Source organism: Sinobaca sp. H24 (genome assembly GCF_023845525.1).
In genome coordinates this window covers 27,380-53,501 of the sequence record NZ_JALBWT010000034.1, presented here as the reverse complement: position 1 = coordinate 53,501, position 26,122 = coordinate 27,380, and the positions used below count along the sequence as shown (strand labels likewise).

Annotated in this window: 26 protein-coding genes and 3 pseudogenes; 22 read left to right on the top strand and 7 right to left on the bottom strand. The window is 47.6% G+C overall.

Translation table 11 applies throughout. The features are described 5' to 3' along the window. Nucleotides 1-152: 152 nt before the first annotated feature. Nucleotides 153-1,205: an alcohol dehydrogenase catalytic domain-containing protein gene (locus MMY81_RS26930; RefSeq protein ID WP_252315213.1), complete on the bottom strand. Its 1,053-nt coding sequence runs from the start codon at nucleotides 1,203-1,205 to the stop codon at nucleotides 153-155. Next, nucleotides 1,202-2,845, bottom strand: coding sequence for a glycerol-3-phosphate dehydrogenase/oxidase (locus MMY81_RS26925; protein ID WP_252315212.1), 1,644 nt, complete (start codon nucleotides 2,843-2,845; stop codon nucleotides 1,202-1,204). The genes MMY81_RS26930 and MMY81_RS26925 overlap by 4 nt, the downstream gene beginning before the upstream one ends. Before the next feature lie 216 nt (nucleotides 2,846-3,061). Between MMY81_RS26925 and MMY81_RS26920 the strand changes: the two genes are divergently transcribed. The 15 genes and pseudogenes from MMY81_RS26920 (at nucleotide 3,062) to MMY81_RS26855 (ending at nucleotide 15,889) form a co-directional block, all read left to right on the top strand. Next, nucleotides 3,062-4,039 (top strand): thiamine pyrophosphate-dependent dehydrogenase E1 component subunit alpha, encoded by a 978-nt coding sequence (locus tag MMY81_RS26920; protein ID WP_252315211.1) that lies wholly within the window; start codon nucleotides 3,062-3,064, stop codon nucleotides 4,037-4,039. Between the two features lie 18 nt (nucleotides 4,040-4,057). Then, the gene (locus MMY81_RS26915) at nucleotides 4,058-5,041 is read left to right on the top strand and encodes an alpha-ketoacid dehydrogenase subunit beta (protein WP_252315210.1); all 984 of its coding nucleotides are present in this window, start codon (nucleotides 4,058-4,060) and stop codon (nucleotides 5,039-5,041) included. A 13-nt stretch (nucleotides 5,042-5,054) separates the two neighbouring features. Next, entirely contained in the window at nucleotides 5,055-5,522 is a 468-nt protein-coding gene (locus tag MMY81_RS34615; RefSeq protein ID WP_308215500.1) for a biotin/lipoyl-containing protein, read from the top strand. Continuing rightward, a pseudogene (locus MMY81_RS35910) lies at nucleotides 5,465-6,369 on the top strand (dihydrolipoamide acetyltransferase family protein); the annotation flags it as partial. The gene MMY81_RS34615 and the pseudogene MMY81_RS35910, both read left to right, overlap by 58 nt. Nucleotides 6,370-6,382: 13 nt before the next feature. Next, nucleotides 6,383-7,744 (top strand): dihydrolipoyl dehydrogenase, encoded by a 1,362-nt coding sequence (gene lpdA / locus MMY81_RS26905; RefSeq protein ID WP_252315209.1) that lies wholly within the window; start codon nucleotides 6,383-6,385, stop codon nucleotides 7,742-7,744. A 102-nt stretch (nucleotides 7,745-7,846) separates the two neighbouring features. Continuing rightward, nucleotides 7,847-8,791: a sugar-binding transcriptional regulator gene (locus MMY81_RS26900; RefSeq protein WP_252315208.1), complete on the top strand. Its 945-nt coding sequence runs from the start codon at nucleotides 7,847-7,849 to the stop codon at nucleotides 8,789-8,791. Nucleotides 8,792-8,920: 129 nt separating this feature from the next. Next, nucleotides 8,921-9,322: a transcriptional regulator GutM gene (locus tag MMY81_RS26895; protein ID WP_252315207.1), complete on the top strand. Its 402-nt coding sequence runs from the start codon at nucleotides 8,921-8,923 to the stop codon at nucleotides 9,320-9,322. After that, on the top strand, nucleotides 9,310-9,861 hold the full coding sequence (gene srlA / locus MMY81_RS26890; RefSeq protein ID WP_252315206.1) for a PTS glucitol/sorbitol transporter subunit IIC: 552 nt from the start codon (nucleotides 9,310-9,312) through the stop codon (nucleotides 9,859-9,861). Before MMY81_RS26895 ends, srlA begins: the two co-directional genes overlap by 13 nt. Nucleotides 9,862-9,876: 15 nt before the next feature. Then, nucleotides 9,877-10,917 (top strand): PTS glucitol/sorbitol transporter subunit IIB, encoded by a 1,041-nt coding sequence (srlE, locus tag MMY81_RS26885; protein ID WP_252315205.1) that lies wholly within the window; start codon nucleotides 9,877-9,879, stop codon nucleotides 10,915-10,917. A 41-nt stretch (nucleotides 10,918-10,958) separates the two neighbouring features. Then, nucleotides 10,959-11,324 (top strand): PTS glucitol/sorbitol transporter subunit IIA, encoded by a 366-nt coding sequence (locus tag MMY81_RS26880; protein WP_252315204.1) that lies wholly within the window; start codon nucleotides 10,959-10,961, stop codon nucleotides 11,322-11,324. A gap of 24 nt (nucleotides 11,325-11,348) precedes the next feature. After that, nucleotides 11,349-12,686, top strand: coding sequence for an NAD(P)H-dependent oxidoreductase (locus tag MMY81_RS26875; RefSeq protein WP_252315203.1), 1,338 nt, complete (start codon nucleotides 11,349-11,351; stop codon nucleotides 12,684-12,686). Nucleotides 12,687-12,704: 18 nt separating this feature from the next. Further along, on the top strand, nucleotides 12,705-13,049 hold the full coding sequence (locus tag MMY81_RS26870) for a bh protein (RefSeq protein ID WP_252315202.1): 345 nt from the start codon (nucleotides 12,705-12,707) through the stop codon (nucleotides 13,047-13,049). Between the two features lie 135 nt (nucleotides 13,050-13,184). Then, nucleotides 13,185-14,451 (top strand): annotated as a pseudogene (locus tag MMY81_RS26865) (aspartate aminotransferase type Ic). Nucleotides 14,452-14,719: 268 nt separating this feature from the next. After that, on the top strand, nucleotides 14,720-14,944 hold the full coding sequence (locus MMY81_RS26860) for a hypothetical protein (protein ID WP_252315200.1): 225 nt from the start codon (nucleotides 14,720-14,722) through the stop codon (nucleotides 14,942-14,944). Between the two features lie 90 nt (nucleotides 14,945-15,034). Beyond that, a complete protein-coding gene (locus MMY81_RS26855) occupies nucleotides 15,035-15,889 on the top strand; it encodes an alpha/beta hydrolase (RefSeq protein ID WP_252315199.1) in 855 nt (284 codons plus the stop codon). 104 nt (nucleotides 15,890-15,993) lie between these two features. Here MMY81_RS26855 and MMY81_RS26850 read toward each other — a convergent pair whose 3' ends face one another. Both MMY81_RS26850 and MMY81_RS26845 read right to left on the bottom strand, forming a co-directional pair. Continuing rightward, complete coding sequence (locus tag MMY81_RS26850; protein ID WP_252315198.1) at nucleotides 15,994-16,812, bottom strand: hydroxymethylglutaryl-CoA lyase; 819 nt, start codon at nucleotides 16,810-16,812, stop codon at nucleotides 15,994-15,996. A 72-nt stretch (nucleotides 16,813-16,884) separates the two neighbouring features. Continuing rightward, the gene (locus tag MMY81_RS26845; protein WP_252315197.1) at nucleotides 16,885-17,535 is read right to left on the bottom strand and encodes a GntR family transcriptional regulator; all 651 of its coding nucleotides are present in this window, start codon (nucleotides 17,533-17,535) and stop codon (nucleotides 16,885-16,887) included. Between the two features lie 265 nt (nucleotides 17,536-17,800). On the opposite strand from MMY81_RS26845, the pseudogene MMY81_RS26840 reads away from it, so the two are divergent. From MMY81_RS26840 to MMY81_RS26815, 6 genes and pseudogenes are all read left to right on the top strand, one after another. Beyond that, nucleotides 17,801-19,046 (top strand): annotated as a pseudogene (locus MMY81_RS26840) (CaiB/BaiF CoA transferase family protein). Between the two features lie 74 nt (nucleotides 19,047-19,120). Further along, complete coding sequence (locus MMY81_RS26835) at nucleotides 19,121-19,378, top strand: hypothetical protein (protein WP_252315196.1); 258 nt, start codon at nucleotides 19,121-19,123, stop codon at nucleotides 19,376-19,378. Next, nucleotides 19,375-20,910, top strand: a complete 1,536-nt coding sequence (locus MMY81_RS26830; RefSeq protein ID WP_252315195.1) for a sodium:solute symporter family protein — start codon at nucleotides 19,375-19,377, stop codon at nucleotides 20,908-20,910. The genes MMY81_RS26835 and MMY81_RS26830 overlap by 4 nt, the downstream gene beginning before the upstream one ends. Nucleotides 20,911-20,951: 41 nt before the next feature. Next, on the top strand, nucleotides 20,952-22,214 hold the full coding sequence (locus tag MMY81_RS26825; protein WP_252315194.1) for an MFS transporter: 1,263 nt from the start codon (nucleotides 20,952-20,954) through the stop codon (nucleotides 22,212-22,214). Next, on the top strand, nucleotides 22,201-22,821 hold the full coding sequence (locus MMY81_RS26820; protein ID WP_252315193.1) for a flavin reductase family protein: 621 nt from the start codon (nucleotides 22,201-22,203) through the stop codon (nucleotides 22,819-22,821). The genes MMY81_RS26825 and MMY81_RS26820 overlap by 14 nt, the downstream gene beginning before the upstream one ends. A 194-nt stretch (nucleotides 22,822-23,015) precedes the next feature. Continuing rightward, nucleotides 23,016-23,531, top strand: a complete 516-nt coding sequence (locus MMY81_RS26815) for a winged helix-turn-helix domain-containing protein (protein WP_252315192.1) — start codon at nucleotides 23,016-23,018, stop codon at nucleotides 23,529-23,531. Here the strand turns inward: MMY81_RS26815 and MMY81_RS26810 are convergent. The 3 genes from MMY81_RS26810 to MMY81_RS26800 form a co-directional block, all read right to left on the bottom strand. After that, on the bottom strand, nucleotides 23,507-23,782 hold the full coding sequence (locus MMY81_RS26810) for a VanZ family protein (protein ID WP_252315191.1): 276 nt from the start codon (nucleotides 23,780-23,782) through the stop codon (nucleotides 23,507-23,509). The genes MMY81_RS26815 and MMY81_RS26810 overlap by 25 nt on opposite strands. After that, nucleotides 23,763-23,924: a hypothetical protein gene (locus tag MMY81_RS26805; protein ID WP_252315190.1), complete on the bottom strand. Its 162-nt coding sequence runs from the start codon at nucleotides 23,922-23,924 to the stop codon at nucleotides 23,763-23,765. Before MMY81_RS26805 ends, MMY81_RS26810 begins: the two co-directional genes overlap by 20 nt. A gap of 105 nt (nucleotides 23,925-24,029) precedes the next feature. Further along, nucleotides 24,030-24,452 (bottom strand): VanZ family protein, encoded by a 423-nt coding sequence (locus MMY81_RS26800; RefSeq protein WP_252315189.1) that lies wholly within the window; start codon nucleotides 24,450-24,452, stop codon nucleotides 24,030-24,032. 153 nt (nucleotides 24,453-24,605) lie between these two features. On the opposite strand from MMY81_RS26800, the gene MMY81_RS26795 reads away from it, so the two are divergent. Then, nucleotides 24,606-25,988, top strand: a complete 1,383-nt coding sequence (locus MMY81_RS26795; RefSeq protein WP_252315188.1) for a cobyrinic acid a,c-diamide synthase CobB — start codon at nucleotides 24,606-24,608, stop codon at nucleotides 25,986-25,988. The last annotated feature ends 134 nt before the right edge of the window (nucleotides 25,989-26,122 follow it).

Here is a 26,122-nt window from a genome sequence, read left to right as displayed (position 1 = left end):
ACATCGATTTTGTAAAAAAAGACATCAGACGTCTACTCAGGCAGATCAGCCATCGGTGAAGATAAAGAGAGTGTTCTTATCTCTTTAGCTGAGGCATGGCCTGCCGAAAGCGTATGTCTGGTGATGCTAATAAAAGGAACAAGTGCTTCTTTTTAACCCGCTTCGTGAGGTGTAATCACACATTTCAGCCCGTCTTTTCCAAGAGCGGCCTGAAATCCAGCTTTGGTTTCAGAAAGAGGGAAGGTGTGAGTGACAAATTTGGAAAAAGGAAGCCGGCGTTCATTGATCCACTGCACCGCTTCAAAGTGACAGGCCCGGGAAGCGCCATGGGTCCCGCATACATTTAGTTCTTTATACAAAATAAGGTTCGTATTCAGCTCACCTGAGGTTCCTTTCGGAAGACCGGCAAAAAACAGTACATTGCCAAGTGTTTTCACGATCGTGAGCGCCTCCTGCTGAACGGCAGGGGATGGGGCCGTAACGATCACCGTATCGCAGCCATAGCCTCCGGTCTCCGCCTTAATTCTTTGTTCCACATCCTCAGCAGCAGGATCCAGACAGAGATCTGCACCAAATTCCAGTGCAAACTGACGTCTCGGGGCAGAGCGCTGCACGGCAATAACTTTTTCCGCTCCCATCTTTTTCAGCGCTGCGATAAACATACAGCCGATCGCACCGGCTCCGTACACCACAACGGTCTGGCCGGCTGCTGCTTTTACTTTTTTCAAGCCGCTTAATACACAGGCAAAAGGCTCGGACAAGCTGGCTTCGAGAAAAGAAATACCTGGTGCAGTCCGCTGAATCGACCCCCGCTCTACGAAGGCTCTCGGCAGAAGCATATATTCTGCAAACCCTCCATCTATTTGATAACCAATCGATTCTCCAAGCCTGCAGTGATGACCTAAATCCTGGAGGCAGTAAAGACATGTTCCGCAGGGGATATGGGCCCCAAGCGTAACGGTATCTCCTTTATGCCAAAGGGCTGCTTCGCTGCCGGTTTCTATAATTTCACCGGCTATTTCGTGACCGGTGATACGTGGAAAGGCGACCCGTTTATCTCCATTCTTATAAATCCGCAGGTCTGATCCGCAGATTCCGACGGCACCGACTTTCAGCAGGATGTCGTGCGGCCCGGGTTCAGGGATAGGTACCTGTTTAAAAAGCAGTGTTTCTTTGTCTGTTAAGTAAACCGCGTTCATCGTCATAACTGGCTGTCCTCCTTTTGAAACTGAAGTGATTCCTGCAGAAAGCGGCGGACCGTCTCGATTTCTGAAGAAGTTCTTTCCTGATCCCAATGAAGGCGGCTGGCAAATACCTCAGCGGCATCTTCCAGCGAGGAGGATGCCTTATCGGGGGCAAACAGCACCAGACTCGTACGGCGCTCAAAGAAATCCATGAGGGTGCAGGCTGATTCGTTTTCAATCGTATAAGCAGCTTCCCCCTTGATCCGATGCCCGCCTGCTTCCTGGATCATCTGAATAACTTGATCTGCGTGACGGCCGTAGCGGTAGAAGTACTCCTCAACTGCCGGGGAGGGAAGATCTGCGGCGTCGGGGGAGGCCTTCAGCTCCTGAAGACACGATTCAAAATGAAAATCACTGCCAAAGGATCCGCCGGTTAATGGGATCGCGTCAGTGCGGGAAGCGGATGTCAGCAGATTTCCTTTTTCGCAGATGAAAGAAAGGACCCGTTCTGCCATCTTCCGGTAGCCGGTCAGTTTCCCGCCCGCAATCGTAACGAGGCCGGAGTCGGAATAAAAAATATCGTCATGACGGGAGAGCTCCGCCGGCGGCCTGCCTTTTTCCCCAATAAGAGGGCGGACGCCTGCCCAGCTTGAAATAATATCGTCTGCAGATAAAGAGAGCGAAGGAAAAGCGGCATGAAGACATGAAAGAAGGTAATCCACCTCCTCTCGTTCCACGAGAATATGCTCCATATCCTTTTCATATAAAGATTCGGTAGAGCCGACGTAGGTGCAGCCTTCTCTTGGAATCACAGCAATCATCCGACCTTTGTGCTGAAAATAAATTGATTCCTGCACGGGAAGACGCTCATGGGGGAAGACGATATGAATACCTTTAGCCAGCACCATATGCTTTCCGGTAACTGGAGCATCTTTGATTCTCACTTTATCGACCCAGGGACCGGCAGCGTTTACGATGAAATCGGCATAAATCGAATAAGAACGACCAGTTTCCACATCTACAGCCTTTACCCCGACTGCTTTTCCTGTTCCGTCCTTAATAAGTTCTTCCATCGTAACGTAGTTTGCAGCGAGAGCTCCATACTCTGCGGCGGTTTTGATGACTTCCAGCGTCAGACGGCTGTCATCTGTACGGTATTCGACATAGCGGCCGCTTCCTTTTGTTGTCCCCGGGTTAAGAAGGGGTTCTTTTTTTAATGTCTTCCGCCGGGATAACACTTCATGACGTTCATCCTCAGACACGCCCGCCAGCTGATCGTAGACGGTGAGGCCGAGTTTTAAAGTAGGCAGCGTAAAGGATTCATTTTTCATTAATGGAAACAGCATCCGGATCGGACGGACGAGATGCCTGGCGTTTCGGTACACCACGTCTCGTTCCCGTCCGGTTTCCCGGATAACAGCAAAGTCCAGCTGCTGCAGATATTTTAATCCACCGTGAATGAGCTTGCCTGATTTGCTGCTCGTCCCGGATGCGAAATCTTTTTTCTCGATAAGGCCGGTACGCATGCCCCGGGAAGCCGCATCGAGCGCAATCCCGCTTCCGGTAATGCCCCCTCCGATTATCAAAATGTTCAATGGCGTTTCTGCCATCTTTTCCAATAGGGAATGTCTCTTCAGGGCCGAAAAGTCAGATGATGTCATAATGGCCTCCTTTTACATTTGTTCTATTATATTTCATATGAAACAGAGTTTACGCTAATAATATAGCGCTTTCATTTTATCGTCAACTACATTTATTTTTAAAATAGCTCTTTTAATAAATAAGAGAAGTTTTTATTGACAAAAAGAGAAAATCTCCTTACGATGTTTACAAACGTTACAATATCGAACAAATGTAAAAAAAGGAGAGGGTTTTATATGACGGATTGGGCAGCTCAGCAATCGGAAGAGGTAGTAAAAGACTGGCTCAGACAGATGCATTTAATTCGTTTTTTTGACGAAAAGGTAGATGAATTTTTTGCAAAAGGCATGATCCACGGAACTACCCACTTGTGTGTCGGACAGGAGGCGTCAGCGGTAGGAGCCTGCGCTCCTTTGCAGGAAGACGATATGATTACGAGTACGCACCGCGGCCACGGCCATTGTATTGCGAAAGGAGCCGAGCCGGATCGGATGATGGCCGAACTGTTCGGCAGGGTCACCGGCTACTGCAAAGGTAAAGGCGGATCGATGCACATTGCTGATGTAGAGAAAGGAAATCTCGGGGCAAACGGTATTGTCGGCGGCGGTATTCCGTTGGCAGTTGGCGCCGCATTGACGTCGCAGATGAAAAAACAGGGCAAGGTAGCTGTGTGTTTCTTCGGAGACGGAGCGACCAATGAAGGAAGCTTTCACGAGTCATTAAACCTCGCTTCCATTTGGAAACTTCCGGTTGTGTTTGTCTGCGAAAATAATCAGTACGGTATGTCCGGACCGGTAAAAGATATGGTGAATATAGAAGATATTGCCGACCGCGGTGCTTCTTACGGTATTCCCGGTAAAGTAGTAGACGGTAACAATCTGCTCGAAATGGCCAGTGTAATGGAGGAAGCGGTTACGCAGGCAAGATCGGGAAGCGGTCCGGTTCTGATTGAAGCGAAAACCTACCGTTGGAAAGGACATTCCAAGAGTGATGCAAAAAAATATAGAACGCGTGAAGAGGAGAAGGACTGGCGCACCAACAAAGATCCGATCAAACGCTTTGAGGAATGGCTGCTCGAAGAAGGCAGACTGACGAAAGAAGAAGCTGAAACGATCAGACAGTCCGCATTGGAGGAGATTAATCGGGCAGTTGAATTTGCAGAAAACAGCGAAGAGCCATCTATGGATACGATTCTTGAGGATGTCTACGCTTAACTATAAGGAGGGTGCAGCATGAGAGAGATAACGTACGCGGAAGCAGTGCGCGAAGGATTAAGTCAGCGTATGCGCGAAGACAGTGACGTATTTGTGCTTGGAGAGGACATCGGTGTATACGGTGGAGCTTTCGGCGTGACACGTGGAATGATTGAAGAATTTGGGCCGGAACGAATCCGCAACACGCCGATTTCAGAGGCAGCAATTACCGGAGCTGCGGTTGGAGCAGCATTAACCGGCATGAAGCCTGTGCTGGAGCTGCAGTTTTCCGATTTCATTACCATTGCTATGGATCAGCTCGTGAATCAGGCGGCGAAAGTTCGTTATATGTATGGCGGCAAAGGCCACGTGCCAATGGTCGTCCGGACGCCCTCCGGCTCGGGAACAGGGGCTGCGGCGCAGCACTCCCAGAGTCTTGAGGCATGGGTAGCGCACATTCCGGGGTTAAAAGTAGTGCAGCCGTCCACCGCCTATGACGCTAAAGGGCTTTTGAAAGCAGCGATGGAAGATCCGAACCCGGTTATTTTCTATGAACATAAAGTGCTGTATAAATCAAAATCAGACGTTCCGGAAGAGGAGTACACGATACCACTTGGAAAAGCGGACATCAAAAAAGAAGGAACCGATGTCACGATTATTGCTACGGCTATTATGGTGCACAAAGCGTTAGAAGCCGCTGAAAAGCTTGAAGAAAAAGGAATCAGCGTAGAAGTAGTGGATCCAAGAACGCTCGTGCCGCTCGATGAAGAAACAATCATAAAGTCGGTGTCGAAAACCGGAAGAGTCATTATCGTTCATGAGGCAGTAAAACGGGGAGGATTTGGCGGCGAAATTGCAGGGGTGATTGCAGAAAGCGAAGCGTTCGATTACCTGGATGCTCCTATCCGTCGTCTCGGGGCTCTGCCGATTCCTGTTCCCTATAATCCCGTATTGGAAAAAGCCATGATTCCTCAGGTGGAGGATATTGTGAAAGCGGTGGAAGAAACGATGCGCGGAGCATAAAGGAGGGAATACGATGGCGAAAGAGATTTTTATGCCAAAACTAAGCAGCACGATGGAAACAGGTACGCTGCTGCAGTGGTTTAAAGAAGAAGGCGACCCGATCGAGGTCGGAGATCCGGTATTTGAGATTATGACCGACAAGATAAATATAGAAGTAGAAGCCTATGAAGAGGGTATTCTGCTCAAAAGATATTATGGAGTGGATGAAGAAGTCCCGGTGAACGGTATCGTTGGTTATATTGGAGAAAAGGGAGAAGAAGTACCCGAACATCCAGGGGGAACGCCAGAGGAACCCGTATCAGAACTAGAAAAAGAAACAGAATCCGCCGTTGAAAAACGTCTTCAGCAGAAGCGGATTCGTCCTCCAATGGGAAGGTACGGGCTACGCCGGCTGCACGAAAAAAAGCGGAAGAGGCGGGAGCGGCGCTTCACACCTTCCAGGGAAGCGGACCAAACGGACGAATTCATAAAAAAGACGTAGATGTCTCCAAACAGCAGGCAGAGCGTATTACGCCGCTTGCAGAGAAAGTCGCTGCGGACACAGGAGTCGACCTTACAGGCATAGAGGGAAGCGGGCCGAACGGGAAAATCTACCGGAAAGATGTAGAACGTCCGTCTGAAGAAACAGCACCGGCAGCTAAAGCAGAATCTACCCTATACGAAGGCACGCGTCGCTTTATTGGAGACAGAATGCAGCAGAGCAGCAGCGAAATTCCACACGTTACATTGAATACAGAAATAGATGCATCTGTCCTGAAGAAAATGAGAACAGAGCTGCTTCCGGTCATTGAAAAGAAAACCGGGAAACGTCTGTCCTATAACGATATTCTCGTCAAAGCGCTGGGCGAAGTGCTGATTTCTCATCCGCAGATAAACAGCACGTTTGAAAACAATAGTATTTCAAGGCATCAGGAAGCTCACATCGGTATAGCGGTTGCGGCTGATTTTGGGCTGATGGTTCCAGTCCTTCGTGATGTAGAAAAGAAAAGTCTGTCTGTCATCGTCCAGGAAAGCAAGGAGCTTGCCATAAAAGCAAGAGAAGGCCGGACGAAGCCGGATGATATGAAGCAGGGGACCTTACGATCAGCAACTTAGGGATGTATGCGGTAGATTATTTTAATCCCATCATTAACCAGCCTCAGGCGGCTATTCTCGGCGTCGGGAGAATGCAGGATAAAGCAGTGGCATTCAATGGCGCGGTAGAAGTCCGTCCTATCCTTTCCCTCAGTCTTTCATTTGATCATCGTATTGTGGACGGGGCGCCTGCAGCTGCGTTTCTGACAGAGTTAAAAGAAAAGCTGGAATCCCCGTATGAGCTTTTAATATAGGAGGCAGAAACAGATGCAGACATACGATATTGTGATTGTTGGAGGAGGTCCGGGAGGGTATACGGCAGCCTCACGGGCCGCTGCCCTGGGACAGAAAACAGCGCTGATAGAAGCAGCAGACCTTGGCGGTACATGCCTGAACAGAGGTTGTATTCCTTCAAAGACGTACCTTCGTCATGCAGAAGCATACAGAGAGGTGCTTCATGCCGGACAATTTGGTATTGAAACAGGGGATGTTCATTTTTCCTACAACTCCATGGTGGATCGGAAAAATAACGTTATTAAAACGCTGCGTCAGGGAGTGGCATCCCTTATGAAAGCTGGAAAAATTGATGTTCTGCGTGGACGCGGGACGATTCATCCGGATCTGACTGTCAGCGTCGATGATGCCGGCAAAGAGACCGTTGTTCAAGGAAAGAAAATCATTGCAGCGATGGGATCCACTCCTGCAGTCCCTCCGATTAAAGGCATCGATCAGGCTTCTTATCATACGAGTGACACCATCTTTGAGATGGACCGGATGCCGGAGCGGCTGACGATTATCGGGGCGGGTTATATTGGGGTGGAATTTGCGAGCATTTATGCTGCATTTGGTGTGAAGGTCACGCTCGTAGAGATGGCGGACCGGATTATTCCGCTTGAAGACAGCGATGCCGGTGATGAATTAACAAAAACACTTCTCGATCAGAATGTAACTATTGTCACAAACGCCGCAGTAGAAGAAATTAAAGACGGTACGAGCACAGTGATCAATCAAGGTGGCAGTCGTTCCGTTCTGGAGGCAGATGTTCTGCTGATTTCAACGGGGAGGCGCGCCAATTTGGAGGCGCTGGCCGAACTGGATTTGAAACAAGATGGTCCCTACATTCAAACGAATAGCATGATGCAGACGAGCCGGCCGGAAATCTATGCGATCGGAGATTTGGCGGGAGGGTGGCAGCTGGCCCATGCTGCCAGCGCAGAAGGGACCATTGCAGCCGAGCACGCTTCCGGGGAAACCCCGAATATTAATATGCAGCTGATTCCAAGATGCATTTATACGTATCCGGAAGTCGCTTCCATTGGCTTCAGCGAAGCGGAGCTGCAAAAAGAGGGACGCGCCTATAAAACGAGCAAAACGCCGCTGCGTATTAATGGGAAATCGCTGACGGCTGGTAATACAAAAGGATTTATGAAGCTGTTTTCTGATGAAAAATACGGAGAGATTCTGGGAGCGGTACTGGTAGGGCCACATGTGACAGAAATGATAGCTGAGCCGGAAGCGTTTATGCAGCTGGAAGGAACGCTTGAAGAGTGGAAAGCCATGGTTCATCCTCACCCTACGCTTTCAGAGAGTCTGCATGAGACAGCGGTTTCTCTTTTAAATAAACAATAAAGTTTATTTTTGTTTTTTGTTGGAACATATGTAACCCAGAAGCGCAGTCTAATGATATACTGGGAAAAAGTTTGCTATGTCTAATAAAAAAGGAAGAGAAAGATGCTGAATTGGGAAGAGCGCAGAATGATTGTGAAAGCAGCAAAGCTCTACTATGCAGAAGGATGGACACAGGCTCAGATTGCCAAGAAAAACGGCGTATCCAGGCCTGTTATATCAAAGCTGTTGAACCGGGCGAAAGAAGAAGGAATTGTGGAGATTTATATTAAAGATAAAACCGTGCAGACAGTAGAGCTTGAGCAGAAGCTTGAAAAAAAATATGAACTTAAAGAAGTTATTGTCGTAGCAGGAGCAGGGTATACCCCTGAAATGGTGCTGCGGCAGCTCGGGAAAGCCGGAGCTTCCTACTTATCAAAACGTTTAACAGGAAACAAAAAGATCGGTATCTCCTGGGGGGCCTCGGTGCACGCATTGATCACGGAATATCCATACGAGCGCAGGGAGCAGGCGCACGTCGTTCCGCTTATCGGAGGAATGGGAAATAACTTCGTGCACCTGCACTCCAATCAGCTGAGCTTTCATTTTGCACAGAAGCTGAATACGAGCTGTTCTTATTTATACGCTCCCGCTATGGTGGAGTCTGATGACTTAAAGAACCGTCTCACGGCTTCAAAAGATATAGCAGAAGTGCTTGAAGAAGGAAGAAATGTTGATATAGCAGTAGTGGGTATTGGAAACCCGGTCGTACAGTCAACGATGGAAAAGATGGGGTATATTCACGAAAATGATATTGCTTCATTGAAAAAATCACAGGCAGTCGGTGATATTAATTCCAGCTTTTTCGATTCACTCGGACATAAAATTGATCATCCGATAAATGAGCGGGTCATCGGACTGAATATAGACGAAATAAAAAAGATACCCGAAGTACTGGCTATTGTAGAAGGGGCTCATAAAATAAACAGTGTGCACGCAGCTTTAACCGGCGGTTATATTGACGTACTGGTCATTGATGACAGTATGGCCCAGGCTCTTGCAGAGGAATAATACGCTGCCGATACTCTCGGCACAGATATAATTTTTTTAATTTTCCAAAAAGACTTGACTTAAAAATGAAAGCGCTTTATTATATTTACAAACGTAACTATCTGTTACAAATGTAAATGGGGTGAGGATATGTGGGGAACTTTTATTTTCATTTTTGCCGCAATGTGGACGCTGCAGTTTCTAATGACGCAATGGCAGGTGAAACAGTACAAAGCAAAAGTAAATATGCTCAGCAGCAAAAAAACAGGATTTCTTGGCACCGGCTATTATAAAAAGCGCTTCGGCTTTGGAGCGGTAGCTATTTTAATAAGCGATACAGAAGGTTTTATCAAAGAAGCCCACGTTATGAGGGGGCTTACCATTTTTGCCAAGTTCAAGGAAAAACCGGAGTGGAAAGGGCTGTCGTTGGAAGAGTGCCGTTTCTACCAGGGTGGAAAAGAAAAAGAGCGTTTTGCCGTACAGAATGCGCTCGAGCTGATTATTAAGGAAAAAGCTAGTAAAGACAAGGAGGAGAGAGTATGGATTTCTTAATTGCAGTAGCAGAGGGCTTTATCGGCATGTTTCAGGCCGGAGGGGACACATTCGTTGGGCTTGTTACAGGTATTATACCGCTTCTAATCTGCCTTATTACCGCTGTTAACGCACTGATCAAATTTATTGGGGAAGAGAGGGTGTTCGCTTTCGCACAGAAATGTACGAAAAACATCATCCTGCGCTATACGATCTTTCCGCTGATGGCTGTATTCTTTTTAACAAACCCGATGTGCTACACATTCGGACGTTTTCTTCCGGAGCGTCAGAAGCCGGCCTTCTACGACGCTTCCGTTTCTTTTGTACATCCGATTACAGGTCTCTTCCCTCACGCCAATCCAGCTGAACTGTTTGTTTATACAGGCATTGCTGCAGGAATCACGCAGCTCGGATTATCGCTTGGACCGCTCGCGATTCGTTTTTTCATCGTTGGAATTATTGTAATGCTGCTTCGCGGTATTGTTACAGAAATTATTTCAAACAGAATGTTTAAAAACAAAGAGCGGGAAGCGGCAGAAGCACAAGCCGCCTCTTCATAAGAGGGGGGAAACGACATGGCAGAATATAAAGCAGTTAAAGTATCCAAAGGGCCTACGGGCTGGGGAAAAGGCCTGATTATTCATCCCTCGGATGAAAAGAAATACGTGATTTCCGTTACCGGAGGCGGTATTCACCCCGTTGCCCAGGAAATTGCGGACAGAACCGGTGCAACACCAATTGACAGCTTTGCTACTTCCGTCCCGAAAGAAGAAATTGCCTGCGCGGTTATTGACTGCGGCGGTACGGCACGAAGCGGTGTGTATCCGAGAATGGGAGTCAAAACGGTTAACACATACGGAAACTCACCTTCCGGCCCGCTGATGAAGTTTATTAACGAAGAGAATTTTGTCTCAGGGGTCGGGGTCAAAAATATTACTGATCTGGATGGTTCGGAAGAAGAAGCCATTGAGGCAGACAATGAAAAAATAGAACAAAAGGAATCCCTGCTGAATAAAGATGTGGCCAAAAAAGTAAAAGAGGAAGCCAAGCAGAAAGCAGCTGTACAGCATCCCCGCAAAAAAAATAAAATCAATTCCATGATTCAAAAGCTCGGCGGCGCGATGGGAAATGTAATCAGCATTTTTTATCAGGCCGGCCGCGACACGATAGACACCGTTATAAAGAATATTCTTCCTTTCATGGCCTTCGTCAGTACGTTGATTGGAATTATCACCTTCACGGGAATCGGTGACCTGATCGCAAACTTTGTCACGCCTCTGGCAAGCAGTCTTACAGGTATGTTGATTTTGTCGCTGCTCTGCTCGATTCCGTTGATTTCGCCGATGCTTGCGCCGGGAGCAGTTATTGCCCAGGTCGTTGGTGTGCTGATCGGTGTCGAAATCGGACGCGGCAATATTCCGCCGGAGATGGCGCTGCCTGCCCTGTTTGCTATTAATCCGCAGGTAGGAACAGACTTTGTGCCTGTTGGCTTAACGCTCGGAGAAGCAGAAACGGAAACCATTGAAGTCGGCGTGCCGGCTGTGTTGTTCTCCCGCCTGATTACGGGACCAATCGCTGTCGTTATTGCTTATTTCTTCAGTATTGGAATGTATTAATCGAAAACAGGGGAGGAATTTAAATGAAGGAGACGGTTATAATGTCTGATTATTTTAAAGCAAAAGTAGAATATGTAGGAGAAGAAGCAGATCTGATGTGGGAAGAGAAAATGGTCATCCTTTTCAATAATACGGTGCCGCAGGATCTGAAGGATATTGCTATCGTACATGAAGGCGGCAGCCTTGCAGCGCCAATTGAGGAAGGTGACGTGATGATGATCGGCGACACCCCATTCACTCTTTTATTTGTAGGAGACAAAGCCAATGAAACGATGACCGATCTCGGACATGCGACGTTTCATTTCAATGGTTCGGCCACTGCCGACCAGCCGGGCACGATCTGCCTGGAAGATAAAGAAATTCCCGCCATTGAGCCTGGAATGATCATTTCATTTCGAAAAAAATAAAGAAAACATAAGGAGTGGACCGCAATGCTCGGAACAAATAGAAAGCTGATTGCATTGGAACAACAGGGGAAATCCATACGCGTGGGACTGGTAGGAGCCGGACAGATGGGACGGGGAATGATCGCCCAGATTGAAAAAATGAAAGGCATGAAAGTAGTGATCACGGCTGATATTGCTGTTGAAAATGTCGTGAATGCCTACGAAAATGCCGGCATTAAAAAAACAAATCTGGTCGTAACAGATGACAAGAGCGAGGCAGCAGAAGCAATCCGCTCCGGGCTCGTCGTGGCGACAGCAGATGCTTCGCTTGTAAGCGGCCTGGCAGATGTGGACGTTGTCGTTGATGCAACCGGCGTCCCGAATGTAGGGGCTGAGATTGCCTGGAAGTCGATCACAAATAAAAAACACATCGTTATGCTGAACGTAGAAGCAGATATTACGGTGGGGCCGATCTTAAAGCAGATGGCAGACGCGGCCGGAGTCGTTTATACCGGGTCGGCAGGAGATGAGCCGGGTGCGATTATGGAGCTGTTCGATTTTTCAGAAGCGCTTGGCTTTGAAACCGTTGCCCTCGGAAAAGGAAAAAATAACCCATTGAACGTGGAAGCCAATCCGGATACAGCTGCCAAAGAAGCAGCGGAGAAAAAGTCCAGTCCGAAAATGCTGGCCTCGTTCCAGGACGGCACGAAAACGATGGTAGAAATGAATGCAGTAGCCAATGCGACCGGATTTCTTCCAGATAAACCGGGAATGCATGGGTTTCAAGGGGAAGTGAAGGACCTGCCGGCGTTTTTCCAAACAAAAGAAAACGGCGGAAAAGTATCGAAAGAAAAAGTAGTAGAATATATTAATGGTATTGCACCAGGCGTGTTTGCGATCATCCGCTCCGAGCAGGAGGAAGTAAACGCAGAACTCACCTATTTAAAAATGGGAGACGGCCCGAACTATGTGCTGTACCGGCCATATCACCTGACGAGTCTGGAAACGCCGCTTTCGATTGCAAAAGCCTACCTCGATCATGTACCCACCATCGCGCCTTACAAAGGACGGATCGCAGAGACGGCAACCGTAGCGAAAAAAAATCTGGCAGAAGGAGATTACCTGGACTCCATCGGAGGATTTACCGTGTACGGCACGATACTGACAGCAGAGGAGTCCGACGCGATGGAAGCCCTTCCGATCGGTCTCGTAGACCGTCACATCAAAATGAGAAAAGCAGTCAAAAAGGGTGAAATTATCCGTATGAGCGATATTGTCCATGAAAAAGACACCACAATCTGGAAACTTCGCGAACTGCAGAATACATTTGGCACGGTTTCTATAGAAGAAAATGATATAATAAAAGAAGTTCCAGTAGTATAAATTAAAGAGGGGATCGTCATGAAAAAGAATATTATGATTGGTGATCTATTTTGTGAAAGCTGCAAGGAAGAAGTACCGCACAGAATCGAATACGTGAATAATGAAATTTCGACGATAACATGTGAAGTCTGCGACCGTAATATTCAAATTAACCGGGACATGATGAAGGAATTCTACGAAGAAATTTACGAGCGTGTGTCTTCCAAGCCTCACCGGGTAACAGAGGAATACAAAGCTGATTTAAATCATTTTATCAAAGGCTTTCCGTTCCGTGTGGTCAGTAAACCATATCGTCTGATTAAAGATATGAACCAAACGCATCAGATTTTAAAAGAGCACCGCGACAAGCATCCCCGGCACTAATAAATAGAAAGTCTTCTATCTCCTGTAGATAAAGAAGGCTTTTTCTTTTTGTAGAAAAAAGAGAACGGCATTCACATACAGACCTCGATAGGTATATAATAAAATAGTGAAAACAAGCAGAGGAGACGATATCGCATGAGTATGCAGACAAATGAGGAGCGCCTCGAATCGCTTCAAAAAAGCTATGAACAGTACAAAAGCCAAAACTTAAACTTGAATATGGCCCGGGGAAAGCCCTGCCCGGAGCAGCTTGATCTCTCGAATGGCATAATGGACATTCTAACGTCCGGCGACAGTTTGAAAAGCACCGACGGAACGGATCTTCGCAACTACGGAGGCATTGATGGCCTTCCGGAAGCAAAAGAACTTTTCTCACAGATTCTGGAAGTGGATACAGATGAAATAGTTATCGGCGGCAACTCCAGTCTTGCGATGATGCATGACTCGATCGCCCAGGCAATGATGCATGGCGTACCGGATGGAAACGGCCCGTGGGCAAAGCAGGAAAAGGTAAAATTTCTCTGTCCAAGTCCAGGGTATGACCGGCATTTTGCCATTTGTGAACTGTTCAATATAGAAATGGTAATCGTTGATATGAAAGAAGACGGACCGGACATGGATCAGGTCGAAAAGCTCGTTCGTGAAGATGAAGCGGTAAAAGGAATCTGGTGCGTGCCGAAGTACAGCAATCCGACCGGTATTGTTTATTCAGATGAAGTAGTAGACCGCCTGGCTTCTATGGAAACAAAAGCCGCGGATTTCCGGATTTTCTGGGACAATGCGTATGCGATTCATCATTTAACTGATGAGCCGAAAGAAATTAAAAATCTGCTCGATGAGTGTAAAAAGCAGGGCAGCCCGAACCGGGTGCTGATGTTCAGCTCTACGTCCAAAGTGACGTTTCCTGGATCGGGTGTAGCCATGCTTGCCGCAAGTGAAGAAAACCTGGACAGATTCCGGAAGAATATTTCCTTTCAAACAATCGGTCCGGATAAACTCAATCAAAAGCGGCACGTGGAATTTTTCAAAAATATGGACGGCCTGAAAGCGCATATGAAAAAGCATGCAGCGATCATTGAGCCGAAGTTCCGCGCGGTTATCGAAATTCTCGATCAGCAGTTGAGCGGCAAAGGAATTGCTTCATGGGACCGTCCGGACGGCGGTTATTTCATCAGCCTGGACACGCCGGAAGGCTGCGCAAAGGAAGTCGTAAGTATGGCTTCTGACCTGGGAGTCACGCTGACCGGAGCGGGGGGACGTTCCCTTATAATAACGATCGAAGGATCAAAATATCCGCATCGCACCGACGTTTCCTTCCGAAGCAGAGCTCCGCAAAGCGATTGAAGTGCTCTGTGTATGTATTGAGCTGGCCAGTATGAAAAAAACCGGACAGGCCTCTTAATGAAACCTTCTGCCCGTTTCTAAAAGAGCGGTTGATTTAAATGCGTATTTACGTTACGATAGTAAATATACATGAGCGGTACATCTTTTTTAAACTAAATAACTGGCAGCAATAAATAGACTAAAGCGCTGATTTATGAGCCGGAAAACGAGTAAACCCACCCGTTTTCTGGCTTTTTTGCGTTTTAGTATAGAAGATAACCTGGCACATCTTGATGGAGCCGGATTTCACCGCTTTTTCAGAACATAAAGGAGGAGGCACATACAGGATGAACTACATGATCGACCATAAGAACAAAATGATCCATAACGGTCGATTTGCAGGAGATTACTGCGGATTGTCGCAGATCGAAGATGCGGATAAAGAGCACGTGAACAATCAAAAAGAAGTAGATATGCTTGTGAACACGAAAGGCTATGAAAAGTGTTCATACTGCTGTGGGTCTTTTATTCCAGGATTTATACAGCATTCGATCGAGTCAAAAACAGAATAACCCCTTTCTGCCAGCCCTATGAGCTGGTTTTTTTGCGGAAAAAATCAGCCCGCGGTTTGATATAATGAAAAGAAAAAGGGGGGCGGGAAGATGCTCACAGACCGGCAGGTACAGAATTATTTGAAAACCTATGCGCTTAATGACGGGCGCTGGACGCACCAGTGGCAGGAGCTGCCGCAGACGAAAACGGTTTCTTCCCTGTTTGTGCAGAGCTTTGCACCGGATTCTTATGAAAAGACGGTGTTGATGATCCATGGTTACTTTGACCACAGTGCAACGAATCGGCTGTTTCTTTTTTGTCTGCTGGAGCATGGATTTCGTGTTCTTCTTTTTGATCTGCCGGGTCACGGGCTTTCTGGAGGAAGGCGACATGAGGTGGAGACCTTTTCTGTTTATCAGGAGGCATTGCATCGGGTTATTGATATGGAAGAAGGTCCCCTTTACGCGCTGGGGCACAGCACGGGAGGCGGGCTGCTGGCTGAATATATGCTGAATGGAGGGCAGAAGCTGCAGAGAGTGGCTCTGGCTGCACCGCTTCTGCGTTCCAGCGCCTGGTGGCCGAGCCGGGCCGGTGCTCTTGTTGTGAGCCCCTTCAAGCAGACACATCCCCGGCGGTTTAGAATGCACATAGGATTTCCAGGCTTTATGGAAGAGCTGGCGCAGGATCCGCTGCAGGGAGCGGCGGTCTCTATTACGTGGGCAAAAGCGTTAGTTCGATGGGAGCGGTACATGCGGAGTCTTACTCCGCTTGAGAGTAAAAATATACAGATCCTGCAGGGTAATAAAGATGAAACCATCGACTGGATGTTTAACATGCAGGCCTATCATCGATTGTTCCCGGAGGCGGAAAAGATCTTTATAGAACAGGGCAGTCATGCTCTTTTAAATGAGCGGGAGCATCTGCGTTCGATCGTTTTTCACCTTTTGCTTCGTTTTTTGAGCTGAAGTCCGAAATACAATATAATCACCGGAGCGGCTGCCTGCTCCTGTCTACATACCTTAATCTAAAGAACAACCTCTCCAGGGAGAAGTTGTTCTTTTTTGCTTTTCTATGCTTGGGCCAATTCACTCGTTTTGCCGGCCTTCATTACCATGCCGTCGAGTGTTTTGCCCATCCAGTATTCCATCTGACGGGCGAGGGCAATCATTTTATCCAGATCCACTCCTGTGTTGATTCCCATTTCTTCGAACATATGAACCATGTCCTCCGAGGAAACATTTCCGACTGCTTTAGGCGCGAACGGACAGCCGCCTAGTCCGCCGACCGAAGCATCAAATCTGGTAATTCCGGCTTCGTATCCAGCGAGAACGTTGGCAAGACCGAGACCGCGGGTATTATGAAAATGCAGACCGAGCGGAATATCCTGTCCGAGTGCTTTTTGTACGGAAGCGATGCGTTCTTTAACCGAAGCCGGATTAGCCATCCCGGTCGTATCAGCGAGAACAACGCTGTCCGCACCGGCTTTTACAAACGATTCGGCCGCCTGAATAACCTGCTTTTCCGTCACTTCTCCTTCATAGGGACATCCAAATGAAGTAGCCAGTACGGCAGTGAAAGGCCGTTCTCCCTGAAGCGGCTGAAGAGCGCGGGTGAGCTCGGTTGTGCCCTCTTTTGTCGTGCGCCGGGCATTTTTTTTGTTAAATGTATCGCTGACGGCAAGCGTTGCATGCAGACGGTCAATAGACGTGTCCAGTGCCCGGTCGATACCGGATGAACTGAGTACCAGGCCTGCTATTTCCGTTCCTTCGCGTTTTTCCAGCTGGTCGACTACCGTTTCGGCATCGGCCATCTGGGGCACCACTTTAGGATTCACAAATGAAACAGCCTCTACTTTTCTTACACCGGCGCCGATAGCGCGTTCAATCATTTCCACCTTCTGCCCGTTGTAAGCAGTACTTTTTCATTTTGAATGCCATCCCGGGGTCCTACCTCACATAATTCAATCATCTTGTTCGCCTCCTTCATAGTAGTGAAGCACGTAGTCTCTGCCTCGGAAAATATGCTCGGTCATTGCTGCCTTAGCCCGTTCGACATCGCCGGCTTCTACAGCACGCAGGATCGTGTGATGATTCTGCAGAGAGTAAAAAAGGTTTTTTTCATCAAACCAGTAGAACGAACGGAAGATCAGAGGAAGCACAACTACTTTGGAAATCAGCTCCCGGACATGATCATTACGGCTTGCCTCAAACACAGCATCGTGAAACACATGATTGGCTTTCACAATAGCGTCAATGCGTGCAACATGCTCCTGACCCTGTTTTTCCAGAGCTTTTTCATAAGAATCATTCGCCTGTTTCATTTTCTCCAGATGTTCGTTCGTCCGGTGAATGGATGCCTGACCGGCCGCATAGCTTTCCAGCATCGCCCGCAGGTCATATACCTGGCGGACATCCTCTTTGGAAAACACTCTTACGCTGAATCCGCGCTTTAAAGGAGTAATCAGCCCATCAAATTCGAGCTGCTTTAACGCTTCCCGGATCGGCGTCCGGCTTACTTCCCAGTCCTTTGTTAAGCTTTCCTCTGTTAGTCTGTGTCCCGGCTTATAGATACCGGTCACGACAGCCTGCTTGATCTTTTCGTAAACGTTCATGGACAGCACCTCTATTCCCATTGTATACAAATGGGAGGATAAAACCAAACAGGAGCCTATTGTATACAGAGTTATAAAAAGAGTGGGTTCTTTATTTATACCAGTAAATATAAGGTTGTCAATATAGGATAAACGAATTAATTTTAAATAGTTTGACAATTTAACTTGATACTTTGTATACAAAGTGCTAATTTATAAGAAAGAAAGCGGCTTTTACTTTATCATTTTTGTAAAGGCTTACAAGAATAGAAAGAAGGTGCTTATGATGGAGCGGACAGAAGAAAAAACAAAATCAGAAATACAGGGCAGCGAAGAAGCAGCGCTTCCTCTGGAAGGAATCCGTGTGCTGGAAATGGGGACGCTTCTTGCGGGACCTTTCGCAGGCAGGCTGCTTGCTGATTTTGGCGCAGAAGTAATTAAGATTGAGCCGCCGGACAAAGCAGATCCGATGCGAAGCTGGGGAAAAAGCAAAGAGGGGACAGGGCTGTGGTGGCCGATTCAGTCGCGGAACAAAAAATCGATTACGTTAAATATGAGAGAAGAAGAAGGGCAGAAGCTGTTTCGTCAGCTGGCAGCAGAATCGGATATTGTTATCGAAAATTTCCGACCCGGTACGATGGAAAAGTGGGGGGCCTCATATGAAGAGCTGTCAGCGGAAAATCCCGGCTTAATTATGATGAGAACGTCGGGATTTGGGCAGACCGGTCCTTATAAAAAACGGGCTGGATTTGGGAGTGTCGGCGAAGCAATGGGCGGACTCCGCCATGTAACCGGTTTTGAAGACCGTCCGCCTTCACGTATTGGAATATCGATCGGGGATACGCTGGCGGCGCTTTTTGCGACGATCGGCTGTCTGACAGCAGTACACGAACGGCATACATCCGGAAAAGGTCAGGTGATCGATACGGCCATCTATGAATCGGTTTTTTCGGTGATGGAGAGCATTATACCGGATTATCTGCTGGCCGACTATGTGCGGGAGCGGATGGGAAATATCCTGCCGGGCGTGGCTCCATCCAATATCTATTTTACGAAAGATGACACATATATTGTTATCGGTGCAAACGCGGACGGAGTTTTCCGGCGTCTCTGTGACGCAATGGGGGAGCCGGAGCTGGCCGATCATCCTGATTATCATACGCATGAAGGGCGCGGCAGAAATATGAAAGCACTGGATCTTCGTATCGAAGAGTGGACCAAATCGCTGCCCGCAGAAGAAGCGCTGGCGGTTCTTGAAGAAAAAGGCGTGCCCTCCGGCAAAAATATTCTCAGCCGAAGATATTGTAGAAGATCCGCATTACAAGGCAAGAGAAATGATCGTTCCGGTGGAGCATCCCGAGCTTGGCAGCTTTCCAATGCCGGGTGTTGTTCCGAAGCTGAGCCGTACTCCGGGGCAGATCAAAAAGCCCGGTGCCAGTACGATGGGTGCTGATAATGAAGAAGTGTACGGTTCCATTCTGGAAATAAAAGAAGAACAGCTGAAGCAGTTAAAAGACAACCGCATTATTTAAACGGCCGGCAGCAGTATCCGGCTTTTGTTTTCCATATATATGTAAGCGCTTTAATGTGAGGGGAGAGAACGAAGATGCAAAAGAAAGTGAAAGAGCCGATCCGCAAGCCGTGGATCTGGATTACGATGGGGCTGCTTGTGGTGTTTAATGCGCCCTGGTACCTGCCGGTAGGAAGCATGGAACCATATATACTGGGAGTGCCCTACTGGGTGCTGATTTCCACCGCTCTTTCCCTTATACTCTGCGGTTTTTTGAGCTGGCTCTGTCTGCATGAATGGGACATCGTAGAGGATTTGGAAGAGGAAGGCAGGGAGAGGAGCGGACGTAAATGAATCTGACGTTTTCAGGAGCAGATGGAATTATTATTCTTGTGGTCTATGCTGTTATTATGCTTGTTGTCGGCTATCTTGCCGGACGTGGAAAAAAGTTAAATGAATCGTTGAGTGATTACTACCTGGCTGGTAAAAATCTTGGTATTATTGCTTTATTTTTTACTTTATACGCGACGCAGTACAGTGGTAATACCGTTGTTGGGTACGCACCGAATGCTTACCGGGAAGGGTTTTCCTGGCTGCAGTCTATCCCGTTTATGACGATCATTGTCGGGGTTTACCTGATGTTTGCACCAAGGCTGTATGCGATTTCCAAGCGGGCTAATTTTGTTACGCCCACCGATTGGGTGACGTACCGCTTCCGCAATAAGGCAGTGACAATTCTTGCTATTATATTGATGCTTTGGGGATTGGGAAATTACCTGCTCGAGCAGCTTGTTGCGATAGGGCAGGCCGCGTCCGGTCTTACAGGGGGAACGATTCCTTATGAATATGCCGTTATCGGCTTTGTATTTGTTATGTTGACCTACGAATGGCTCGGCGGAATGAAGGCCGTCGCATTTACGGATGTTATGCAGGGCATCGTATTAATGATCGGCATTATCGTGCTGCTCGTCGGGGCGTTGACGCTGACAGGCGGCGGTTTTACAAGTCTTACATCAGATATTGCAGCCACGGCACCCGAGAAAATAGGCGTTCCTGATACGATTACCTCGGTGAACTGGCTTAGTATGATTCTGCTCGTCGGATTTGGGGCCGCGATTTATCCGCATGCGGTACAGCGGATTTATTCGTCACAGAGCGAGAGAACTTTAAAACGCTCTTTATCCAGGATTGCATTAATGCCGCCGATTACGACAGGTTTTGTACTTATTATCGGTATTATCGGCATTCAGCTGTTTCCTAATCTGGATACAGCGGCTTCTGAACAACTTATTGGTTTAATGGCCAACGAAGTAGCTGCGATAAACGGTTTTTACTATTGGACCATGGTTATATTATTCGGCGGTATCGTCGCTGCGATTGTTTCGACCGCAGACTCGGCGCTTCTCAGCTTTTCATCGATGGTCTCCAATGATATTTACGGTAAATATATTAATCCTGATGCGCCGGAAAAGAAAAAAGTAAAGGTTGGAAAATTTGCGGGAATAGGTGTTATTGCCCTGCTTCTGTGGATTGCATGGAATCCGCCCGGCACGCTGTACCAGATTTTTGTCTTGAAATTTGAATTGCTTGTGCAGGTTTTCCCGGCTTTTGTGCTGGGTCTTTACTGGAAAAGACTCGCCGCTGTTCCGGTTTTCTGGGGTATGCTCGTCGGCGCCATTATTGCAGCGGCGATGACACTCACAGGAAACAGCACCTTTTTAGGCATACACGGCGGGGTCATAGGGCTTGCGGCTAACTTCTTTATCTGCACGGTCGGATCTCTTCTTATACCGGCCAGCCGGGCAACACAGATGGAAGCGGAAGAAAGAAGCTCGATGAAACTGGAGGAAATAAAGTATAATGAAAAAACAGGTTCATTAGGATAGAGCCTTTCTGCTTTTAAACTGCTGCAAAGAAGGTCCTGTTAATGACATTACCATCGTTTACTAACGCACCAAATGAACTAACCGGAAAAAAGCCGTGGATCATGCTTGGATGGCTCCTTTTCGCGCAGATTCTGGTTGCTTTTGTAGGAAGAAGTCTGTCGCCGCTTGGGGTCTTTATAGGTGAAAGCCTGACTCTGACAAACGCTCAGATCGGCATGCTGCCGGCGGCATTGTTTTTCGGGCAGTTTGCGGCTGCTATACCGGCCGGGATTTATGTAGATAGGACCGGCACAAGACCGCTGCTGCTGGCATTATCCTTGTGCCTTGGTATCAGTCTGTTTTTAGCCTCAATGACGACCAATTTTACCATGCTTCTGCTGCTTATTGTCATTGGCGGTTTCGGCTATGGAGCGATGCACCCGACTTCCAATCGCGGCATTATCTACTGGTTTGAGCATAAAAGCCGGGGAACCGCGATGGGGATTAAACAAATGGGTGTAACGGCGGGCTCAGGGCTGGCAGCGCTTCTGCTCGTTCCGCTCGCCGGCTGGTACGGCTGGCGTCCGGTCGTTATGCTTGCAGCTCTGCTTTTAATTGGAGCCGGACTGCTCAGCTTCTGGAAGTACCGGGATACGGCAGAAGCAACAGAAATCCGCAGCACCCCGCCCGAAAAGGGAGAAACATTCAAGCGGCTGAAAGCGATGAGCCGCAATCGTCCGCTTCTGCTGATGAGTGGAGGCGCGATGGGAATTAACGGAGCTCAGATGTGCCTGAATACGTATATGATTATTTATGCGATTCAAGTGATCGGGCTGCCGATTTATCAAGCAGGACTGCTGCTTGTTGTTTCAGAGATTGCGGGGTCTATCGGGCGTATTGGCTGGGGAACAGTCAGCGATCGATTATTCAACGGCAACCGCTTGATTATTTTAAGTATTATTGCAGTCGTGTCTGCCGTTTGTTCTGTTGTAATGGCAGGATTTTCTCCCGGGACCTCTTTTTTTGCAATGGCGGTTCTTGCCTTTTTCTTCGGCAGCTGCGTGTCCGGCTTTAACGGCCTGTGGATGAATGCAGCAACAGAACTTGTGCCGGCTAAGGAAGCAGGACTTGCCAGCGGCTTCAGCATAAGCGTCGGCTCGTGGGGGGTCATTCTCGGCCCGCCGTTGTTTGGCCTCGTTACAGACATCACCGGCGCATTTACGGCCGGATGGTACAGTCTGGCAGGTCTGCTTGGATTGATAGGATGTTTGTTTATATACCTTCATATTTCAACAAGAAAGGACGAAGCCCATGCCCAGTCATGATGCGTTATCGTTTGTACCGGAAGAGTTAAATGAAAAAGATATGTATAAGCTGTTAATAGGTTCTGTTGTACCAAGGCCGATTGCCTGGATCAGCTCAAAAGATAAAGAAGGAGTGCTTAACCTGGCTCCGTTCAGCTTTTTCACGGTGGCTTCGAGAAATCCGCCTACACTTCTCGTGTCGATCGGGCCCGGCGTTAATGAACGGGAAGGAACAACGAAAGATACGCTGGAGAACATACTCGCGACAGAGGAGTATGTTATTAATATTGTACCGGAAAGCCTCGGCAGCAAAATGCATAACTCTTCAAAAAGCGTAGAGCCTTCCGTCGATGAATTTGAACTGACTGGATTAACCAAAGAGCCTTCCCGGGTGATCGGCGTGCCGTCCGTGAAAGAATCTCCGATCGCATTTGAGTGCAGGCTGTCGCAGATTATTCCTGTAGGCGGCGACCATCTGGTGCTGGGGGAAGTCAAGCATGTTCGTATGAACAAAGATGTGTATGCAGGCAACTACAAAACAGATATTGATTATTGGAAACCGCTCGGACGCCTGGCTGGAGACTACGCCGGTCTGACTGATTCCTACCCGCTTCCACAGGATGATTGAGGCGGTAAGTGTGAAAGGAAATAACTTCTGAAACGATACACTCGAACAATCCGGCCCCTCTCTGTGAGGGGTCTTTTTGTATATTTGTGAAATGTTATTGACATTTTTTAACTAAAAAGCTGGAAAACAGGGCTGCCCTGCCGATATAAAATAAGACAATACGAAACGGTTAGTATATAAAAAAGGGGCCTGCTATGCTAAGACATCTCATCACTTCTAAAACCAGACTGCGTCTGCTTCTTAAATTTTTTGTCATAGAAGATAACGAAGCCTACCTGCGCCAGCTGGCTAAAGAATTTAATGACTCCGCCAATGCGGTGAGAGTAGAATTAATACGTTTAACAAATGAAAATTTTCTGCTTACAAGAGACGCAGGGAATACCATTATGTACCGGGCCAATAAGGACCACGAATATTTTGAGGATATGCAGCGTCTCGTATGGCGTTTTACAAAATGGGGAGAAATGAAACATATCTGTGATTCACCGGCAGTAAAAGAAATTTATCTTGGGGAATTTAATGAAGCGAAATCATTTGAATACGTAGTCGTACATGATCTTGATAATGCAGGGGCACAGCATTTATTTTTTCCTGAAGAGGGAACACCGGTGACTATCATGAGCCCTGAACAGTTTGCGGAACAAAAAAAAAGCAGGAAATCCTGCTTTAAAATCTGGGACTATTCTTATCGAAGCCAGTTAACAAAATGAATCACCTGAACGGCCGTAAAAGCAATGAACAGAGTCAAAGCTGCAGCAGTAGAGTTTAGAATGACATCGCTGACCGCAGCACTGCGTCCATCGACGAAGAATTGATGCACCTCATCGAGCAGTCCGATAAAGCTTGCTCCGGCCCAGCCGATCACATAGGACCATTTCGATTTAGAGAACGTTCTCCATAAAATAAGTGCAATGCCGCTGAAAACCATAACGTGAGCGGTTTTACGGACGACGAAATTCAACGGTTCCGCCGGGAACGAGTGGAATAATGGACAAAATACGCTCTGTGCTGTAAGACGTAGCGGCCGAAGAAGATGTCAGTGCATATAATGCTATGACAAGAGCTGCACCAATTAACAGCCAGTGCCATCGTACCATAGCCATAATAAGTGCCTCCTCTTTTTTAAGCTGGAATGACTCAGTATATAATGCTTTTTATTCAAAGTCCACTTTCTCACATACCCTTTTCTATGTACCCACTAACGGCTGTTATGCAAACGGCCGTTTTTTGCTGCGTTTTCGAAGAAAAAATAGGGCTGCCCATACAGCAAGCAAAGCCAGGGCTGCTCCTGCAGCATTAATCAGGACATCGGTAAATAAAGCGGTTCGTTCCGGCATAAAAGACTGATGCCATTCATCAATCAATCCGTACCCGGAAGCTAAAGCCCAAGCTTTGATAAAACGAAACGAGGCTCCGCGCAGCGCCATCCAGCATAGAATGGCAAGAAGTCCGAACGCCGCCAGATGCACGGATTTTCTAAGAAAAAAATTCACTACCGCTGCATCGAGAAACGGATTGGTAAACATCCGTTCTGTAGAGCTCCCTGTAAAAATAGTCAAGCGTGTAGCTATCGCAATCATAAGACACCAGCTGATCGCCGCCAGTCCCCAAATATATCGTGTATCCAACATGTCTGCATCACCTGTAGAGAAGTATAAAGCAGTGAAAAAAGAAAGTCACGCAGAGTTGTATTGGAATAATGTTGGTTGACAACGATGCTGTTATTGCTTTTATATACAGGGTAGCAAGGCTTCAAACAGATCTTATAAAAAGGACGTGATGGCATGAATCCAAGAATCGTGATCGCTGGAACGGGAAGCGGCAGCGGTAAAACGACCGTTACCGTTGGTTTGCTCCAGGCTTTTAAAAATAAAGGGATGCAGGCACAGGGATTTAAGTGCGGGCCTGATTATATTGATCCGAGCTATCATACAGCCGTAACCGGCCGGGCGTCGAGAAACACGGACAGCTGGATGCTCGGTGAAGAGGGGATGAAAGATGTGTTCCGCCGCGGCAGCGGGGATGCAGATATTTCAGTGATTGAAGGGGTTATGGGCATGTATGACGGAAAAAGTCCGACATCTGACCACGGCAGTACCGCGGAAATCAGTCAGATGCTGGAAGCACCGGTCATTTTGGTCGTTAATATTTCAAGTATGGCAAGAAGCGCGGCAGCGATCGTTAAAGGGTTTCAGTCGCTGTCTGACTCCAACATTGCAGGCGTCCTGCTCAATATGGCAGGAAGTGAGGGTCATGCCGGCCTCTGCCAGACGGCAATTGAGCAGGAGTGCGGCGTGCCGGTTGTCGGTTTTCTATTGAAAGGAGATGTCCCCTCCATCCCTGAGCGTCACTTAGGACTGATCCCTGCGATTGAACGGGGCGAGCTGGACAGCTTTTTTGAAGAACTTGGTACGGTGATGGCAGAGCGGATTGACCTGGATATGCTTTATGATATTGCAGCTTCCGCTCCTGATAGAGTATGGCCGGTCCGAACCCCTCTGGAAGCGCAGTATAAGGCGGTTATTGCCGTGGCATATGATGCGGCGTTTAATTTTTATTACCCGGAAAATCTGGAGATGCTGGAAGAAAGCGGAGCAGAGCTTGCGTATTTTAAGCCGCTTGAAAACGAACCACTGCCGCCCCGTGCAGACGGACTTTATATAGGCGGCGGCTTCCCGGAGGAGTTTGCAGAAGAATTAGCTGGGAATCAGCAGACAAAAACATCGATCCGGAAAGCGTTAGAAGAAAAACTTCCTGTTTATGCAGAATGCGGAGGCTATATGTATTTGGCGGACACGCTGACGACGACCGACGGTAAAGCGCATGACATGATCGGTATTATCCCGGTGGATGTTGCGATGCAGACAAAACTTGCGTCCCTTGGTTATCGGGAGATAACCGCTCTGGATGATTCCGTTATTATGAAACGGGGTGCTACAGCGAAAGGTCATGAATTTCATTATTCTACTGCACAGGAAAAAGCAGACTGGCCTCCTCATCATGAGGTAAAAGCAATGAGAGGCACCAAGCAGGAGGGGTACTATACCGATCATATTACAGCCGGTTATACTCACCTGCATTTTGGCTCGAATCCATCGATACCTGCACGCTTTGTGGAGAAAGCCTCTGCCTGGCGGGAAATGAAAGAAAATAGAAGAGAAACCTAATTATTATAGAAGAGAGCAGAAAAGATATCCTTTCTGCTTCTTTTTAAATGGTAAAGAAACGATTACTTTTGTATATCTATACATGAACTCGTATGCTTTTCAAACATTTTTAAAAAGAAAAAATAAAAAAAGGG